Source organism: Paenibacillus sp. UNC217MF (genome assembly GCF_000686865.1).
GTDB classification, from domain to species: Bacteria; Bacillota; Bacilli; order Paenibacillales; family Paenibacillaceae; genus Paenibacillus_B; species Paenibacillus_B suaedae.
Window position 1 is genome coordinate 397400 of the sequence record NZ_KK366027.1, and the last position, 18126, is coordinate 415525.

General features: G+C 44.0%; 16 protein-coding genes and 1 pseudogene. 1 reads left to right on the forward strand and 16 read right to left on the reverse strand.

Annotation, left to right across the window (positions count from 1 at the left end):
• Positions 1-19 precede the first annotated feature (19 nt).
• The 14 genes from BP95_RS30770 to BP95_RS0117835 form a co-directional block, all read right to left on the reverse strand.
• Entirely contained in the window at positions 20-760 is a 741-nt protein-coding gene (locus BP95_RS30770; protein WP_021253351.1) for a class I SAM-dependent DNA methyltransferase, read from the reverse strand.
• Positions 761-778: 18 nt separating this feature from the next.
• Positions 779-1288, reverse strand: a complete 510-nt coding sequence (gene cysC, locus BP95_RS30775) for an adenylyl-sulfate kinase (RefSeq protein ID WP_021253350.1) — start codon at positions 1286-1288, stop codon at positions 779-781.
• A gap of 14 nt (positions 1289-1302) precedes the next feature.
• On the reverse strand, positions 1303-2160 hold the full coding sequence (locus tag BP95_RS0117780) for an STM4011 family radical SAM protein (protein WP_028532871.1): 858 nt from the start codon (positions 2158-2160) through the stop codon (positions 1303-1305).
• Positions 2157-3533, reverse strand: a complete 1377-nt coding sequence (locus BP95_RS0117785) for an STM4012 family radical SAM protein (RefSeq protein ID WP_021253348.1) — start codon at positions 3531-3533, stop codon at positions 2157-2159. The genes BP95_RS0117780 and BP95_RS0117785 overlap by 4 nt, the downstream gene beginning before the upstream one ends.
• 203 nt (positions 3534-3736) lie before the next feature.
• Complete coding sequence (locus BP95_RS0117790) at positions 3737-4522, reverse strand: STM4013/SEN3800 family hydrolase (protein WP_021253347.1); 786 nt, start codon at positions 4520-4522, stop codon at positions 3737-3739.
• Positions 4523-4542: 20 nt separating this feature from the next.
• Positions 4543-5760 (reverse strand): STM4014 family protein, encoded by a 1218-nt coding sequence (locus tag BP95_RS0117795; protein ID WP_021253346.1) that lies wholly within the window; start codon positions 5758-5760, stop codon positions 4543-4545.
• A 2-nt stretch (positions 5761-5762) separates the two neighbouring features.
• Positions 5763-6608, reverse strand: a complete 846-nt coding sequence (locus BP95_RS0117800; RefSeq protein ID WP_028532872.1) for an STM4015 family protein — start codon at positions 6606-6608, stop codon at positions 5763-5765.
• A gap of 239 nt (positions 6609-6847) precedes the next feature.
• Complete coding sequence (locus BP95_RS0117805; RefSeq protein WP_028532873.1) at positions 6848-7333, reverse strand: NTF2 fold immunity protein; 486 nt, start codon at positions 7331-7333, stop codon at positions 6848-6850.
• Between the two features lie 6 nt (positions 7334-7339).
• Positions 7340-8176, reverse strand: coding sequence for a TIGR02452 family protein (locus tag BP95_RS0117810; RefSeq protein WP_028532874.1), 837 nt, complete (start codon positions 8174-8176; stop codon positions 7340-7342).
• 41 nt (positions 8177-8217) lie between these two features.
• On the reverse strand, positions 8218-8769 hold the full coding sequence (locus BP95_RS0117815; RefSeq protein ID WP_028532875.1) for an NADAR family protein: 552 nt from the start codon (positions 8767-8769) through the stop codon (positions 8218-8220).
• The gene (locus BP95_RS0117820; RefSeq protein WP_021253340.1) at positions 8769-9662 is read right to left on the reverse strand and encodes an NUDIX domain-containing protein; all 894 of its coding nucleotides are present in this window, start codon (positions 9660-9662) and stop codon (positions 8769-8771) included. The genes BP95_RS0117815 and BP95_RS0117820 overlap by 1 nt, the downstream gene beginning before the upstream one ends.
• Positions 9663-9986: 324 nt before the next feature.
• Positions 9987-11918 (reverse strand): fructose-bisphosphatase class III, encoded by a 1932-nt coding sequence (locus BP95_RS0117825; RefSeq protein ID WP_028532876.1) that lies wholly within the window; start codon positions 11916-11918, stop codon positions 9987-9989.
• A 346-nt stretch (positions 11919-12264) separates the two neighbouring features.
• The gene (locus BP95_RS0117830) at positions 12265-13512 is read right to left on the reverse strand and encodes an MDR family MFS transporter (protein WP_028532877.1); all 1248 of its coding nucleotides are present in this window, start codon (positions 13510-13512) and stop codon (positions 12265-12267) included.
• A gap of 312 nt (positions 13513-13824) precedes the next feature.
• Positions 13825-14283, reverse strand: coding sequence for a cupin domain-containing protein (locus tag BP95_RS0117835; RefSeq protein ID WP_021253337.1), 459 nt, complete (start codon positions 14281-14283; stop codon positions 13825-13827).
• A 663-nt stretch (positions 14284-14946) separates the two neighbouring features.
• Between BP95_RS0117835 and BP95_RS30780 the strand changes: the two genes are divergently transcribed.
• Entirely contained in the window at positions 14947-16818 is a 1872-nt protein-coding gene (locus tag BP95_RS30780; RefSeq protein ID WP_081819919.1) for a S8 family serine peptidase, read from the forward strand.
• A 124-nt stretch (positions 16819-16942) separates the two neighbouring features.
• Here the strand turns inward: BP95_RS30780 and BP95_RS0117845 are convergent, their stop codons facing one another.
• Both BP95_RS0117845 and BP95_RS30785 read right to left on the reverse strand, forming a co-directional pair.
• The gene (locus BP95_RS0117845) at positions 16943-17473 is read right to left on the reverse strand and encodes a GNAT family N-acetyltransferase (protein WP_028532878.1); all 531 of its coding nucleotides are present in this window, start codon (positions 17471-17473) and stop codon (positions 16943-16945) included.
• Between the two features lie 130 nt (positions 17474-17603).
• Positions 17604-18014, reverse strand: a pseudogene (locus BP95_RS30785) (alpha/beta hydrolase); the annotation flags it as partial.
• Positions 18015-18126: the final 112 nt, after the last annotated feature.

Consider the following 18126-nt stretch of genomic DNA (forward strand, 5'->3'; position numbering starts at 1 on the left):
GCGATGCAGTATGTCTCTCCTAATCTTTCCTACAAACGCTAATGATCGATGAAGATAACGGAGAGAACGGCGTTTTATCCCAGTCAGCATATTGATGTTCGACGTGAAAGCCGTGACGGGTTAATAAAGAATGAAGCGTACTCTGATCCGTGAACCGACAAGCAATTCGGGAAGTCGTTCGCTTATCCCCCCAATTACGCATCGTGACCCAATGCATGATTTGCTGGCTGGCATCGTAACATTGTGTGCCTGATACCTTGACGGTATTCCCATCCTTATCAATAAATGATCCCCATTCTGTCTCCTCTTCATCGGATAAATCCGTTCCCTCCGGATTACGAGTCTCAAATGCAAAGATTCCGTGGGGTTGTAGATGTTTGTGAACGGTCGTGAGCAAATCGATCTGATCTTGATCACGTAAGAATGCCTGAAATGCATTGCCAGTCAAATAAATCATCGAAAATCGCTTGTCCGATTCGAAAGTACGGGCATCGCCTTCTATAAAAGTAACAGGCAACCCCTCCGCCTTCAACCGCGCATATGCGAGCATCTCTGATGAGATATCTACACCAGTCATCGTTATGCCGGCTTTCGCCAGGGGGATCGTTGTTAAGCCTGTACCACAAGCAAGTTCTAACACTTCTCCAGCACTCGATCTAGCAAGCTCAAGATAGAATTGATATTTGTCCATTTCACCGCCAAATTCAAGATCGTAATTTACCGGATCTTGATATTCTTCAAGATTGCTATGCTCAATCAACGCCATTCCCTCCTCTCATTATTTCATCAAGTACTCTAAAATTTGACTCACATTAGACTCCACACTGTTTATGTGCGTATGTATCGTGATTTCTGGGTGCACCGGCGCTTCATAGACATCAGAAATACCCGTAAATGCTGTTATCTCACCTTTTATTGCTTTTGCATATAAGCCCTTTACATCTCTGCGCACACAATCCTCTAAGGGACAATGCACATACACTTCAACGTATGGCTCCAGCTCTGCTCGCGCATAGTCTCGCATTTCCAAATAGGGTGCAATCATGGAGATGATCGTCGTAACACCATTGCGGTTCAGCAGCTTGCTAATATAGACGGCACGACGAATATTCTCCATTCGATCTTCTCTACTGAATCCAAGCTCTCGTCCTACCATTTGTCTAAGCTCATCGCCGTCCAAGCATTCGACCCTAACGCCTCTTTCCTGAAGAGCCGCTGACAGAGCTAACGCCGTTGTCGTTTTACCAGAGCTTGGAATCCCTGTTAACCATATTGCCGTTCCTACCAATGCATAGTTCCCCTTTATGATAATATTGCGATCCGTTCGAGTGCACGTTCTCCGTAAATAGAATCGAACGACTGCTCTTCCATATGGATATAGCCTATATAACAATCACATTGCCTCATACGACATGGGCGTTCTTTAGAGATTCCATCAAGCCCATCTTTATACAAATTCCCAATTACTTGACGATCCTTATAGCAACGCTTTACACGCCCGTCTCCTTGAACATAAAACACATTTTTTCCGGCACGGCACGGCTTGTCCATACTGTCGTAATCCCTGGCATTATGGACAAAATAGGGGTCCATATCGGTCAAAAATGCTGTATCCTCAGCAGAATAGTATGCTGGTTTATCTTTGTAGGCGTTCACCCACATATAAACATCATCAGGCAGTGCCTTCCTGAATGAAAAAATGGAGTTGAACGCGCTCTTCACACCGACACAGCCTACACTGAACGGTATTTTTTGTTCATAAAGTTTGCCGCATTGCTGTAAAAAACGTTCTTCCTTCGTCTGCCCAGGATGGTACGTTACCCAGAATGCAGCCGTAACCGGATTCAACTCGCGCGTCCAATCGAGCTTAGCGGATAAGTTGGTTTGTATAGCGACCTTTTGAACGTGCTGCATGTGGGACAGCTTAACCATCGCTTCCCTGTACCAACTATGCGTAAGCCCTTCACCATATGGGTTGAAAAAAACGGACAGCTGTTGCCCGCTTCCTTCTTGCTTCCTTACCCAATCGACAAATGTCTGCACTTGCAGCCGATCCTTCGCCAATGTCTCTGGACTATCCGTGTTCTTGCTAAAAGGACAGTAAGGGCAGTCATAATTGCATGAGCTCAAGCTCCCGCGAAAATAAATCGTCGCCTTCATGATAGTACACAGCTTTCCATACGTGCCCGAATATCCGGAGAAATGAACCAATCTCCTATGGAATCGGAGTACATAAGCCCTTCATCCGTCAGCCGAAGCACCCCATGCTCGATAACAGCAAGATCCGTATGCACAAGCAGATTCAACTCGGGATAATCGACGAGAGATGACGTTCCGAACCGCTCCACGTAGCTGCTCAATACCAAGCCTTCCGTATGAAGCAGCGCTTTTAGTATAAAGCGTCGCTGCTGGTCATCCTTGCTTAATACAATGCCATAATCTGCATGGGTGTAGTCGGCTGAAGCCACGTAGTCGGCAATGATGTTTGCTGTAGCTGAACGACCTACACTGTATCGCGAGGAGTAATGAACCTCTCTTGTGTAAGAGCGTGCGCCACAGCCAAGTCCAATCATGCCCTCCTCCTGACAACCATACGGAAGCAATGATTTTTTCGAAATCGCATCTGCTTTGGCAAATCTGCGCATCGAGTACTGGGTATATCCATGTGCAAGCAAACGATCCCGCGCTGCACGATAGAAGCTTACCCTCTGATCCTCGCCACTCTGCCTTATCTGCTCTGGCTTTACAATCGTGTGCTCGCGCGTATATAGCGGATAAATAAATAACTCCTCTGGGTCATAAGACAACGCCTTATCCAGCGAATATATCCATGATTCATGGGTTTGACCGGGAAGGCCATAAATCAAATCCAGATTAAGGATCGGAAATTGGTACAACTTGAGCTGCCTCAGAGCTCTTTCGACTTCCTGCGGCTTTTGGGGACGATAGATCGCGTCCGCTTCAAATTCTACGAAGCTTTGAATCCCCATACTGACCCGATCCACCTGCCTGCTTTTTAAAATATTCAAGCGTTCGGTTGTTATCGTCTCGGGAGATGTTTCTACCGAGATGGAAACTTGGGCTGGATTCATGCCCATCACATGTTGAGCAATATGAAACAACCGATCCAGCTGGTCAGGCTCGAGTAAAGTCGGCGTACCGCCTCCAATAGCAAATCTAGCAATCGGCTTATTCGGAATAAGTGGAGCCCATTGTGCAGCTTGTCTCTCCAAAGCATCCACATAATTGGTATGTACGTCGGCTCTCTTGTCAGGCAACGTGAATAAATTGCAAAATCCGCATCGTGCTCCACAAAACGGGATATGCATATATAAAAAGAGTGAATCCGCCTTTTCCTGGCTCCACAGTTCGGAAAGCGGCAGCTTCCTCTCCAATTCTCGATAGGAGGTTTTGTGTGGATAAGCGTATAAATAAGACCGGTAAGGCTCTGATGTGAGGTTTTCCTTCCAACTGCGCAGAGCCTCCGAATTCTGGATGATATCCGTGTAATTAGGGTAGACCGTATGGCTCATCATGTTTCCTCCTCTCACTTTAAAGTTCGTGTTCAAAAAGAACGGTTTTCAGCACCGAGAAGGTTGCAAGAACACGAAGAAGGAGTAGCGGAGTGTAGGCAAAACTACATGAGCAACGGACTTCGAGTGTGATTGCAAGATTCGATGTCGAGTTTACTCCTTGTACTTCTTCGTGATCAAAATCGGACTTTTTGAACATCCTATTACAAAATAAATTCGCGATAAGGCACGTTCCACACGACCTCATGCGCTAGCCTATGGCCGTTGTAGCCATCTTCACCGAAGGCGGTTCCATGATCAGAGAACGCCATGCAAAATACAGGCCGTTCTCGTTCTCTGAATGCCTGAAATAATCGACCAAGCTCACCGTCAACATATCGAAGTGCTGCGCGCTGTGTCTCTAATGAGTCTTTCTTTGCTCCTGGTACAAAATAATGATTGGGCCCATGAATCGCTGATACGTTCATAAATAGAAACAGTCGTTCTGTCTGATTCGAATTATGCAGGAGCTTGATGGCATGGTTCACCTGATGCTCTGTCGAGCGTTGATTTGTAACCCCAAAGGTCATCCGCCAATAGCTTTCTTGGAAATAGCTTGGAAGAACTTTGGCTAGCGGAACTTTTTTGGTAAAGAAGATGACTCCGCCTATACAAATCGTACGGTAGCCCACAGCTTGCAATCCAGATACGATATCCGTTGTATCAAATTGCCATGTATACGGATGTGTCTTTAATCCCGTATTTTTCGAATGAAACAACCGAACATGCTCTGCCTTATTTGTCGTAGCCGGAGTTGGCAGAAATCCGCCAAAGAAAGCATGATGAGCAGCATAAGTGAAGCTGCCTGGTGTATGTCGCTTTTCCCAATGTCCGCTCCCGCATAAATTCGGACAGTTTTCTTCCTCCAGCACAGCAGCGTCATATCGCAGTGTATCCAGCGTAATCATCAGAATATCGTGACTGCCTACAATTTCATTCATGTTAAACATCGTGGTGATCCTCTTCCATTTTAGATAGTCGTAGAGAGTGTAGCCATTCTCATTTCCCATTCATAGGGATCATGTCCTTCATAATGACTATGGTACAGTAAATCTCCGAACGGATTAACATCCAATACATAAGGTCTATAGGAACCGCTGCTCAATAACACATCTATGCCTGCGACGGTTGATCGTGGAAATACCGCTAGCGTTTGTTCAGCGCATAGTCGCACGGCAGCTTGAAGATTGTCAGACAAGCCGATTTCATCCAAGCTCATTCGATCACTATCAAGATGCAGATTCGTTATAGGTGTTCTGCTTACCCTTGCAATACTATGACACGCTTTACCTGCTACGACAAGTTGCCGGATATCAAAGGTGCGATCCCGATAAGACGCTTTCGGAATCCATTGCTCTACATGAGCGCCTTGTTCCAATAACCAGTTGATGATTTGGCGAATGACTTGGCGTTCTTTATAGTTCACCAGCTTTTTTACGTTATAAAATATAGGGGGTCTACGTAGATAGTTCTCCACACCTATCGTAGTCACGGCCGATTCTGCACCTGTAATGGGGTTTACCTGATATGCGATCACACCACATGCGCCGGAACCACTTGCTAGCTTAATAAATAAACGATATATCCGCTCTTTTGCCATAACATCCCGAAGTGTATTGTAATCCGGTATGTCTTCCGGTGCAGCTAATCTTCTAGGTACCGGTAATCCAGCTGATGATAAGATCTGGTGAGTATGCCTTTTATCGAACATTGCGGCTATATCCTCGGGAGCATTCATCCATCGTGGCGTATTCCACAGCTGTGCTGCCTCCCTGTCCAGTTGAGATAACAGCTTGCAATACCCACGAAACCATTGGGAAGGATGATACAGCTCTCCCTTATTTTCCTCCAACCCTTTGGCCATCCTTACCGAGATAGGCTGAACAACGCTCTTGTTATATCTAAGCCATCGCTCGTCTATATGGGTGTTGGCCGAATCAGGGGCGCCAAGTGCAATAAGCTCACGTTCCACTTCAAAATGTTCCCCGGGCGCGTCAAGCCGCAGCAATGGAGGTTCATCCAACGTTTGCCCCAAGCTCTGTGCAACCGAACTCAAGGATGCATTTCCCTGCAACACATCTATATAATTCAAAACAAGAGCTGGGGGCAACCCCAGCCGAGTTCTTGCTGCTTGTAGTCCGGTTGTTCTTCTATTGCCGGAATTGCCAATGATAATCATCGATTTCATCGTTATTCCGTCAATGAAGGATAGCGATAATCCTCGTCTTCATCAGCATCCTGTTGATCGCTGATATCTACATTGAGGCCTGACTGCTTCCAACGATTCATCATTTCATCCGACATGTAATGATAGCTTAAATCAAGCGACTTTAGTTTCATTATCTTTTCACTATGGATAAGAGCTTCCGCTCCCTTATCTGTCAACGTCCCCATAGAAAGATCCAACGTATGTAACTGATCAAGAATCGGTGCATCGGCTACTGCAATAGCGATTTCGTCTTGAATTTCACTGTCTTTGAGTCCAAGATAGGAAAGCAGAGGGAATTTCCCAGGTTCAATCAACTGGAGCACATCTGCGAGACTTCCGTCAAATCCATACTCCTCTACCCCTAAATAAAGCTCCAGCTTCTTCAAATTTTTGAAACTGCCTTCACTTATGCTAGTAATGACGTCTGTTCCAAGTCCGCCGCAAATAATAGTAAGCTCCTCTAGTTTGTCATGGTGAGCCGGAACAAGACTAAGATCTGTGCTCCCTTTAATGGTGAGTGAACGAAGCTCAGGATAAGCAGATAAAATCGGCCCTAAATTAGATTGATTGATCCAAGAGACCTCACATTCTTCAGAGGACATATCGCCAATAAATAAGCTCCGCAGCTGCGGAAAGCGGTCTTTCAACCGAACAAGGGCTTCAACAACTACACTAGAATCACTCTCATAGGCGGCGCCCCAGTCACCGATTATGAGACATTCAAGCTGCAAGCTCTCATCCTTGCCTGCAAGCTCCTCTATTAAATCTACGATTTTGACACCATCCTCGTATTGATCATAATCGACAGATAGTTTACATTCGGACATAACATTACCTCCTGAAAATGAATACTAACTTGTTCATTATAATAGCCACACTTGTAAGTATCAAATGTTTCCAATCCATAAATATCCCCTAAAATAATTGCCTTGCGGAAGGGATCCGACAGCCGTATCTCTTTCTGTGAAAGCCAAAATTGCATATAACTAATTCCTTATGTTCTTGTCAAATGAAAATGACAACGAGTGTTATTACCTCGCTGAAATCTGCTCATTTCATTTGTAATTTATCTTGTTGCATACATCATGAGCATCCTCCCAGTTTCTTTTGCAAGAGCAATATAAATGACACCGCCAAAAGATCCCGGAGGAAGAGTTCCCTCGATAATCCAAGCTTCTGCAATCGGGTTATAGCTGATAGCAAAGGGTGTTTCCTCCAAAAAACGGGGATAATGCTCTGCTAAATAGGGGAAGATTGCCGTTGCAACTGCATGTACATCTGTAAGCTCACCAAAAGCAGTTTCATCTCCAAACCGATTATCCTGGAGAAGAGTGTCGCGATCGGCGAAATAGAGCTCAAACCTGCCATATAAATTCTCATCATCCAAATCACGTTCTACAAAGCCATATTCAATAACTTTTTCCTTTTGATAAACATTGCTTTTACTCTTTTTCTTATAGTCGGCCCGTACGGTGATTTGATTAACTCGAAGACGGTCGCGTTCTTGCTCCTGCTCAGCTATTATTTGCTCCAAAGCATCCATATAGCTCATTTTGATTCACCCTCTGTTCCCATTGAACTCCTTTTCAAAAGCATGAATGCACTTGCCTTCTTTAGAAGTGTCTAAGACCGCAAAACGAATTTCCGAAAATAGGTATCCTAAGCCTTCATCCTTCAGCAGCTCCCGCCACCATCCTGCTACCTTCACCGGGTCATTCCGGAAAACACCGCAGCCGTAGGCACCCAAAATGAGGTTTTTATCGCCTTTTTGGGCGAATATGGCTAAGGCCAGTCGCATCCTGTCTTTCATCATACATTTCGCTTTCCGGGGATCCTCTCCCTTAAGCAGAACCTGCCCATAATTCACGGCGGGCAGAGTCAATACTGAAGCTGTCACCGGCCGCTCTATAAGATCGAACCGCTGGTTACGGAAAAACACTACGTCCGGGGAATAGATGGCGTGATTCGTATACATCATCGATTTACAGGCCCGATTAGCCTTATAATAACGTTCATTGCGCAGCTGTGTTTCATATAATCCGCTGGAGGCCGCCAGGCTTTCTTCCTGAGCCATCGCCCCGTTTAGAAATCCACCTCCGGGATTTTTCGCGCTGGCAAAGTTTAACACGCCGACGCGCCCTTTCCCTAGCTCCGTAAAATCCAAGATCGACTTTACTGTGGTCTCGTTGGCGACAGAATATACGGGTTCTGGCGGCAACTTAGGCAGCTCGTCAATTCCTCGTACCAGTGTCTCTCCCTGATCCGGTGTAATCAGCTCGCTATTTGCCTCGGATTGCTTTTGTGCAGTGACGAATTCTACCCGCCGCCCCTTATATTCATAGAAGCCTTGCCGCTGTATTCGTAATGTTTCCTCAGCAATTTCTTTTCGTTTCATTTCATTCCCTCTTCTTTCATCAATAACAAATCCGGTAGATGTTAATCTTGCAGTAATTCGTCTCTCACTTCGGTCAGCACAAATCCGAGTAGGTTCCTACCATGCCATTTTAGTGGATTCTCCACATCTGGATTGGACTGTCCCATGCCGATTCCCCAAATGCGATCCCGTGGGCTGGCTTCGACGAGAATACGATTTTTCGTTGACTTGAGATATTCGCCAAGCTTCGGATTCTGCGAAAATTTGGCCAAATTGCCTCTTTTAACGATGCCATAGCATTCGTTGTCCCAAATGTCCTTGTCGAAGTTTCTAACTGCACGCCCGTAGGCTTTCATTTCCTTAGGATGCTTAGCTTTAAGAATCGCGTCCAACATTTCGCCATCTCCAAAAAGTCTTGCTTTCTCGGACATCATAAACTGCTCGACACAGGAATACTCGTGTCCCTCTACCACGAAAGGGCTCATCCACCATTGGCTAAAACAGCTTTTGTCAACCCCGCCGTCTTTTGGCGGTGTATGGCCCCAGAAAAAGACAAACTTGAACGTTTTACCTGCAATATATGCTTTTCTTAACTGCTCGATATTGTATATCATCATCGATATTCCTCCAAATTTCTTCGAAACAAGCGGGAAGGACGGTGTCCCGCATTTTCAGTATAATGATCGGTCTCCGCTACAAGATGCGCCACTTTACGCCGGAAGGCGGCTTTCAATAATTCTTTGTCCAAGATCACCTCGTAAACCTGCTGCAGCTCCGTCAAAGTAAAGAGGTGCGGCATCAAGTGCAGCGCAATGCCGGTATAATTCACTTTTCCCCGCAGTCGTTCAATAGCGCAGGCGATAATCTTCGCATGATCAAAAGCCAATCCGTGATTTGATACGATGGAGTAGGAGGTCGACGTCGAGGCCGGCTTTGACGTCATCGTCCATTCCACAACTGCCGTAAGCTCTTCCTCTTCGCTGCTTAGCTTGAGCTCGTATTCCATCGTTTTCACAAACCCATCCTCAATAAACTCTTTACGCTCACGCAGGAGCCGATAGGTTGCCTTGAACCAGGCTGCGCTGACAGCGTCATCCCCTGCTTTCAGCCGCACCTGATCGCTGTTAATTAAGGCCATGTAGCTGCAGCTCATCACCCATGTGCGGGGATCCCTACCAACATCGCTGAAGGTGTACAACTGCTCCAAATATACGTCATCCACACCCGTTTCCTCACGCAGCTCCCTCACCGCCGCCTGCTCCGTCGTCTCATTCGGCCGGACGAATCCGCCCGGAAGCGCCCAACTGTCCAAGAATGGATGGCCTCCACGGCGAATGAGCAATATACGCAGCTCTTTTTCCGGAAGTTTGCGGTAGCTGTCCACCTCCGTTTTCGTTACTGTGAAAATAACCACGTCCGCCGCCACCGAAGGCCGTTCGTAATCCCCGGCACGGTACTGCTCGAAAAATTCACTTTCCGAAAGTCCATCGCGATCCAACAAATTCAAGCGTCTTTACCTCCATTGTTATTTATTCTAGCCGTGCAGCTCTTCGAAATGAGTTCCTCAACATCAATTTATAGTTAGTAACATTTTAATAATATCATTTTGTTAATATCAAATATAGCAAAATAGAAAGAGAGATGCAAGAAGAAACGTAATGAGGAAAGGCATTTGTTACGACAATGCCTCAATCACAAAGAAAGCTAAAGAAGCTGCCGCCAGTAGAGTACCGACGACAGCTTGCTTCTTTTTCTATGTCCATTAAATGGGGTCTTGACCACCCTCGGGCGGCTCTTTTACCTTTAACAGTTGCTTCATTTAGCAGCTGTTTCATTTCATGTAGCGATATTCCAGGAGATTCTTCAAATTCGAGATTTTCTGCAGCAGCTTCTCCCCGACATTGGTTTCCCTCACCAGTTTCCGTTCCAGTTCTTTGTCCACCAGTCTTTTTACAGACAATACGTCCGTTCCGTTACATAACACATCTTCTTTTGAATTAAATTTCTTATGCGCGACGAGCTGCATGCCAAAGGAATTATACAACAAGGTATATCCGGCGATACCCGTTGTGGATTGATAGGCTTTGGAAAAACCGCCGTCAATGACGACCATTTTCCCATTTGCTTTAACAGGGTTCTCTCCACTAATTTCTTTAACCGGAGTATGCCCGTTAATGATATGTCCATGATCCGGATTCAAATCAAACTCTTGCAGGATTTTCCGGCAGATCTCCTCATTTTCCCGCAAATGGTAGTAAGGGTTCTTTCTCTCCTTGTGGGTTTCTTTATCTTGGATAAAGTACCGCTCAAAGGTGGTCATTTCTCTCTTTCCAAAGAGCGAGGAACATTTCCCTGTCCAGATGTACCATACCATATCCGTAGCCAGATCATCCGTCTCTTCCGGATTTGCAAAGGCGTAACGCAAATAATATTCAAAAACATCGATCAGCTGACGACCCGAATAGCTCTTGTCTTCAATCTGCATTTCTTCCATGTTTCCTTCTTCATTCAAAGGAATGCAGCCGTGGATCAACAAATTCCCGTTGTATTTTAAATAAAGGCTACCCTTCTTCATAAGGAAATTCATATGTCTGGCCAGCTTTTCGGAATGCTGAACGGAGAACAGCAGCTTCTCCATCACCTGTTGTTCTTCCTCCAGCAATTGTTCAGGCTGTTGCGGATTTACGGTAGCGAAACAGGTGTTTTCCAGCGGGTACGTTTTTCTGCCGATCTTGATTTCATTTTTGTCGTAATCGATCTGCTCAAGCAAAAGCCTTTCAGACATATGAAAGTAAGGACGTCTTTTGATAATCGGGATTTCAAGCTTAAACTGGATTATGGCAATGGCTTGATGGATTTTGGTAATCTGCAGGATTTCCTGCTCCGATACGTTATGATCGGCCTGCAGCTTCGGTCTGAAGGCTGGATTGTCATTATAGTATTTCTCCGCCAAGTTCAGCAGCGGGCGAAGATTGATTCCGTATACGTCTTCGATAATGTCCAAATTGTCGTATCTGGCGCAGATCCGGATAATATTCGCAAGGCAGACCAGAGAACCCGCATAGGCGCCTATCCACAGGACATCATGGTTCCCCCATTGAATGTCTACAGAATGGTGGTTGATAAGCGTATCCATAATTTTATCGGGGTCCGGCCCGCGGTCATAGATATCTCCGACCACATGAAGATGGTCAACCACTAGGCGCTGGGTCGTATAAGCAAGGCCGATAATCAGCTTATCCGCCTGACCCAAGGAGATAATCTGCCGGTATATTTCCTCATAATAAGGATCCTTATTGTTGGTAGAATCCGTCTTGTACAGAAGCTCTTCTATAATATATACGAACTGCTCCGGTAGAGCTTTACGCAATTTCGAGCGCGTATATTTGGAGGAGGCATAAGAAATGAGCTTAAGCATTTGTTCAATCGTTTGTCTATACCACCGGTTCAAGGCTTGTTGATTGCACAGGTCTCCTTTAACCAGCTGTATTTTTTCTTCCGGATAATAAACTAACGCCGCAAAATCATTGATTTCTTTATCCGTCCAAACCTCTTGGAACAATTCTTTGATTTTCTCTTTTACGGTACCAGAACCGTTTCTGAGTACATGCTGAAAAGCCTGGAACTCCCCATGCAAGTCACTGACAAAATGTTCAGTTCCCTTGGGTAGATTGGAGATCGCTTTAAGATTGATGATTTCTGTTACGACTTTTTCTTCCGTATCATATTTCTGGGCCAATAAATCTAGAAACTGCGCATCCAATACAGTTGTCCTCCTTCAGGGAAACGGTGATGTCTAGCTGAGCGAACTTAGAAGCCCCTCGGCCTTTAAGAGGTTTATGAGTTGGGGCTAGCCGCGTACCTTCAAACTTATTGTAGACAGTAAAGGAAAAAAACATTAGTCCATCAAGGCTTACAGATGAGTTCCTCCTTGAAATAGCTCATCCAAAGGCTAAGCCATTTCATAAGGGCATTTGTACCAACATAACACTATGTTGTCCCTAAATCAAAGACAAGTATGAAGACTTCCCTGATATAGGGCTTTTATGAACTTGAAGGTGCCCAGAAGGAATGAGATCCGAGATCGCGCGTTTAACGTTCCTCCTTCCCTATCTGGATACAGACTCATCATATGCATAGATCTTAAAAAGTTTTATATAAAGAATGATACTAATGAGTGCACAGACAAGGATGAAAGTAAAAACCCCCATTGGAGGTACCCGTGCCGATAAAATAACGGTCAAGGGTGCTGCGAATCTCCCAATCGTGAATTGCAACCTCGATGCCCCCATATATTGCCCTCTCGCATTCACAGGTGCATACTGACTTACAAAGTTATTGGTCACCGGAGAACGTATGATTTCTCCAAACGTAAATACGATCGTGATGAGGAATAGTAACCAAATATGCGTCGTTAATCCAATAGCGAACATGCCTAACCCAGCCAATGCCGATGACAGAATGAACACGTCGCGATCTCTTAAGCGATTTAACCATTTTGTAGCGGGTAAGACAAATAGAACGAACAGCAGACCATTTAACCCAAGAATCCATCCAAATACTTCTGTACTCGTAAGCCGGAGCGACCAATCATTCCAAGTGAGAAGGGATTGTGACGGGACATATTGGGTGATATATATCGCTAAATACAGATCCAATTGCATGATTGTTATAATAGAGAAAACGCCTGCCAGAATATATAGAACAAATATTTTATCCTGAAAGATGACTCCATAGCCTTTCCATTGTTCTTTTATCGAAGTTGAAACTGCATGTAATGAAACCTTTTGGCTGGTACCCGGCATACTTTCACGAATTCTCAGAAAGATTGCAACCGTATAGAACAGCATGACGATTGTACAAGTCCATAGCAGTTCACTTCGGTATTGAAAGAAAAAAAATGCCCCCAATGCGGGTCCTAATACAGCACCAATATTATGAGCTGTCGTAAATGTGGCGAACACCTGCCGGCGATCCTTATCGGAAATAAGATCCGCTACCATCGCATCGCTGGCAGGTCCATAGAGGGCACCTCCTAATCCAATGCCAATAAAGGCGAAATAATTAACCCAATGTGAACTGGACAAAGCAAACAATGCGAACATACACGCTTTAAGGGAAGCGCCTGCCAACATCATAGGACGACGTCCCACCCTATCCGCTAAACTCCCTCCAACCATGCTGCCAAGTATGCTAATGAGGGGCGGGATCGACATTAACATCCCTGCTGTCTGTTTACCTAACGCTTCACTAAAGTAGACCGTAATAAAAGGGAAGTACATCCAAAACAATAAATTGAACAGTCCCTCGCCGATTAGGCGAATTTTCAAATTCACATCCCAAACATGTAATTTCAAATGTTCTCCCTCTTCTCTAACGCAAACATCCGTATAGGTCTACGAATATTCACCGTTTTCCCCGGCCAGGTAAACCAATGATAAAGTACTTGGGAAATTAAATATAGACTTATAATTTTTAATAAGTTATACTCATAATATGGAAATCGATGGAACCCATTTTTAATTTAACTGCTCCAGAAACCGAACATTTGTTCGAAAATGAAATCATAAAAAGACGCTCTTATGTGAGAGCGTCTTTTTTCATATATTCTACGAGCCCTAATGTGATGCCACCAACAGCCGAAGTTCCTCGTCAACGATCTTGGAATGTTACGCTTGTTCTGCCCAGTTAGCCGGATATGTTACATAGATAAATCGTGCATATTCTGGCACAGAAAATTGAATCTTACTTCCATTTGGAATCAGGATCACTTCTCCTGGACCAGCTGACACCTTTGTACCATCAATGATAACATCCAGATGTCCCTCAATCACATAATCAACTTCATCATAGTTAAGTGTCCAGTCAAAGGTTGTTTCTTTCATCTCCATGATACCGCAGCCAAGTCTTGGACTTTCCTGTAGAGAGAAAAGATCCTTACAATAGACGATATCATTCGGGTTGCCTGTATCGAGACGATCCTCTTCTGTTACTTTCATGTTTGGCACTTTAACAGAAGTAATCCCTCCAGGACCTCTATGAACGTTCTGTTCAATCGCATCAGACCCTACTTTTTCCATGATGATTTTACGAACCATCTCTTCAATCATCTTTTTATCGATACTCATAAGTACCCTCCTCTAATTTCTAGGTGCAGTTCTTTGGGACCCTTTTTACTTGGAATGAGCATAGCAACCAATAGAGCTGTGGTACACTTTCCTGATCTTCCAAACAGATAATAAACACAAAGAGGCCTAAAGTTATACCGATTCCATAGGAATGTTATAACCTTAAGCCTCTTTGCTTTAAGTAAGACTACGCCTTTGTAGTCCTCTATTACATATTAAACGTGAATGAAACTATTGTTCCACACGCTGTAGATTCAAATTGCATGCTCCCTTTTAGTTTATCCTCTACATAGCTATTTACAATAGATAAACCTAAACATTTTTGTGAACATTCTTCAACGTTGAATCCTTTGCCATCATCTATTCCTCCAATCGTGCTCAACATTTGATATAACATTGTATCCAACCGATATTTTTGTTGCCCTAAAAGGGGATTCGACATTATTTCCTACTGAACCTATGTGAAATAGAGTAAATAGAAGTTATAAAGTGATATCTGTATATTGCTGTCGTTGATTACGCTTACCTCGGGATTGAACCAGTTTTTACCTTACCTTATACTGACAATTGTTAGCCTATTTATTTAGCTAGCAACAAAAGAATCCAAGAGAATGGAAAGGAGAGATTACGATTAAACACACTTTTTCCCGATTTAAAAAAACGTTGTCCGTCGCTCTAGCCTCAACCTTGCTTTTTTCATTAGGTACTTGGTCAAATGGAGCTTACGCTTCAGAGAGTGGACAGTCCTTTCCAACGAGTACATCATTCTCCAACACTGCAACTTCAGTATTTGAAGAAAAAATTGTCGTCAAACTTAAAGAACAAGCCTTCCTGCCAAGTAATGAAGGAAAACTTCAACTGCAACAAGAAATATCGCCGCTCTCAGCTGTACCAGAATTATCGTTTGATCCGCTAATCTCAGAGGAATTCTTACCGTCAGCTAACAAGAGCTTAGCTGCTAATCCTTTTGCATCCGTGTTTGATCGCTATTATTATTCCAAAATTCCCGCTGGTGCTGACGTCGAACAGTTATTGCAAACGTTGCGAGGCTTCCCGCTCGTTGAGGAAGCATACGTAAGTAAAAAACCAGAATTGGCCAATGCGCCTCTTCCGAACACAACACCAGTCCTTCCAAGTGATGATCCGCGCTTCTCCTTGCAAAGTTATGCGCAAGCAGATCCTCTAGGTACTAACGCTCCCTATGCTTGGCAATTTGAAGGTGGCGATGGCAAAGGCACCAAGTGGGCCGATATCGAGTGGAATTGGGCACTAAATCATGAAGATTTAGCCGCTCACAACATTCAGCTTTTGCCCGGCGGCACTAATGATGGAGATGCTAGTCACGGTACGGCTGTACTCGGGGTTGTATCCGCAGTTGACAATGCTATTGGCAATATCGGGCTAGCTAACAAAGCTACGCCGATTGTATCCTCTTTAGTTCGTACAGGTGGTACAGCAGAAGCAATTTTAGCGGCCACACAAGTATTATCTCCGGGTGACGTTATTCTGCTCGAAATACAGATCGGTTATAACGGCGGCCCTTGGTTACCTATCGAAACACAGTCGGCAGAGTTTGATGCAATCCAATATGCAACAAGCCTAGGGATTGTCGTTGTAGAAGCGGGAGCCAATGGTGGTGTTGATCTCGATCAGTACAAGCATTGGGATAATAAATACATCTTCAATCGGGATCTCCCAGATTTCAAAGATTCTGGAGCAATATTTGTTGGAGCGGGCTCATCAACTGCACCTCACCACAGACTTGGCTTCAGCAGCCATGGCAACCGAATCGATGCTTACGGTATTGGTGAGAACGTTGCAACTTTAAGTTCAACAAGCACTGCTTCGACAACTGGTTATACCGACTACTTCAATGGAACATCTTCCGCTTCACCTGTCATCGTAGGTGCGATTCTACAACTGCAAGGGATTGCTAAAGCCAAATTCGGCGTGCCGTATTCGCCAGATGAAGTTCGTAGAATACTGAGATGGTTACCGTTTAATACCCCGACTTCCGATTTAGCAAATGATAGAATCGGTACCCTACCTAATTTGCAACAAATTATAACGAATTTACCTACGCCAGGTGCTGTACCTACCGATACAGAAGCACCACTAGCACCAACCAATCTAGTTGTTAATACTACCTCTGGCACAGTTAACCTGAATTGGACAGCTTCTACGGACAATGTTGGATTAATCGGCTATGACATTTACGTAAATAACGATCCTTTTGCTAAAACAAGATCGACTAGCAACTCTGCTACGATCAGTGGATTAACTAGTGGTTCATATACGTTTACTGTCAAGGCTCGAGATGGCTTTAGTAATTTGTCTGCGGCAAGTAACTCGGTGACAGTTCAAGTTCAAGTTGACCCCTGCCCTGCTCCATGGAGCGCTTCCTCCACTTATGTTCAAGGTGACATTGTTTCTTATCATGGAGTGAAGTATCAAGCCAAATGGTGGACGCAAAATGAATATCCAGATCTGAAAAGTGGCCCCAACGATGTTTGGACTGTGCTCGGTCCATGCTAAAAGAATAAAACTTGATTAAATAAAAGAGAGGTAGGGGCATATCCATTCCCTATCTCTCTGTTATTATCTTCGATAACCCCTACTTCAGATACTACTTACAATCCAATATAGGCTGAGAATCAAATCAATCTGATATTAATTTTGAATAAATATTGAGATCGTTAAACTTTCCATCTACTCTTTCATATTGTCTGAGTGTTCCTTCAAATGTAAAGTTGAGCTTTTGTAATAGCTTCATAGAAATCACGTTTCTAGGATCAACCTTTGCTTCGATTCGATTCAGCTTTAAAGACGAAAATCCATGTTCTAACAAAGAAGAGATAGATTCTGTAGCGTATCCTCTTCCCCAAAATGATTTAGCAATGTCGTATCCAATCTCTGCTTTGCCATTTTCAAAATCTAAGGCATTATAACCACAAGAACCTATAATCTCATTGGACTCTTTTTTAATGATGGAGAAACGAATAGCCTTACGATCTCGGGAAAGATCATCAAAAAGATTAATCATTTCCTTTGCTTGATTTTCATTAGTAAAACAACAAACATTCATAAATTTAGTAACGTCTGGATCAGACCAAATTTTAAACAAACTAGACGAATCCGATATCTTCATTTTTCTCAAATGCAAACGTTCTGTGTGTAACTCTGTAATCAATACTTTTACCTCCATTATATGTTAATAGTTAGGTTTAAAATATTGACATCTGCGCATAGTTCAGTCCCTTCATTTTTGAAGATAGTTTCATTATATAAGAGGCTATATGCTTTATCTACGATTAATCTCAATCCTTTATTTGCTTCTCATGTTCAGGGATCCATCGATCCGTCACAGGATGATTCGCTTGGACAAAGAAAAGAACAGGTAAATTGGGAGGGAAAGATTGCAGTTCTGCTGCTTTAAAGTTGGAATACATGCTCACTGCCTCATTTAATTGAGTTGTATTATACATGTTTTTGTGTATCAAAATGTTCAATTGTTCTTTCGTTTGTTCATCATAAGGCAGTCCATCATAAGGGTCAGCACCCAGTTTCAATTGTATACGGGCAAAGCCCAAGTCGCGGAACCATTTAATCGGCTCTGTCACTGACGAATCAATCTTCTGTTCACTCAGCGAGGGAACACTGCTATCCAGCCCGATAAACGCTCTCACTTCGTTAGGATATTGGTTCACATAATCCAGACTGTAGATCCCCGATCTTCCTTATTTCCTTTCCTGCTTGTTGTGTCAAACTCTTCAGCTCCTCTTGTTATCTGTACATTGTCCTTGTGATCCACTAATTGCAAGTCTAGCCGACCAAGATGTCCCC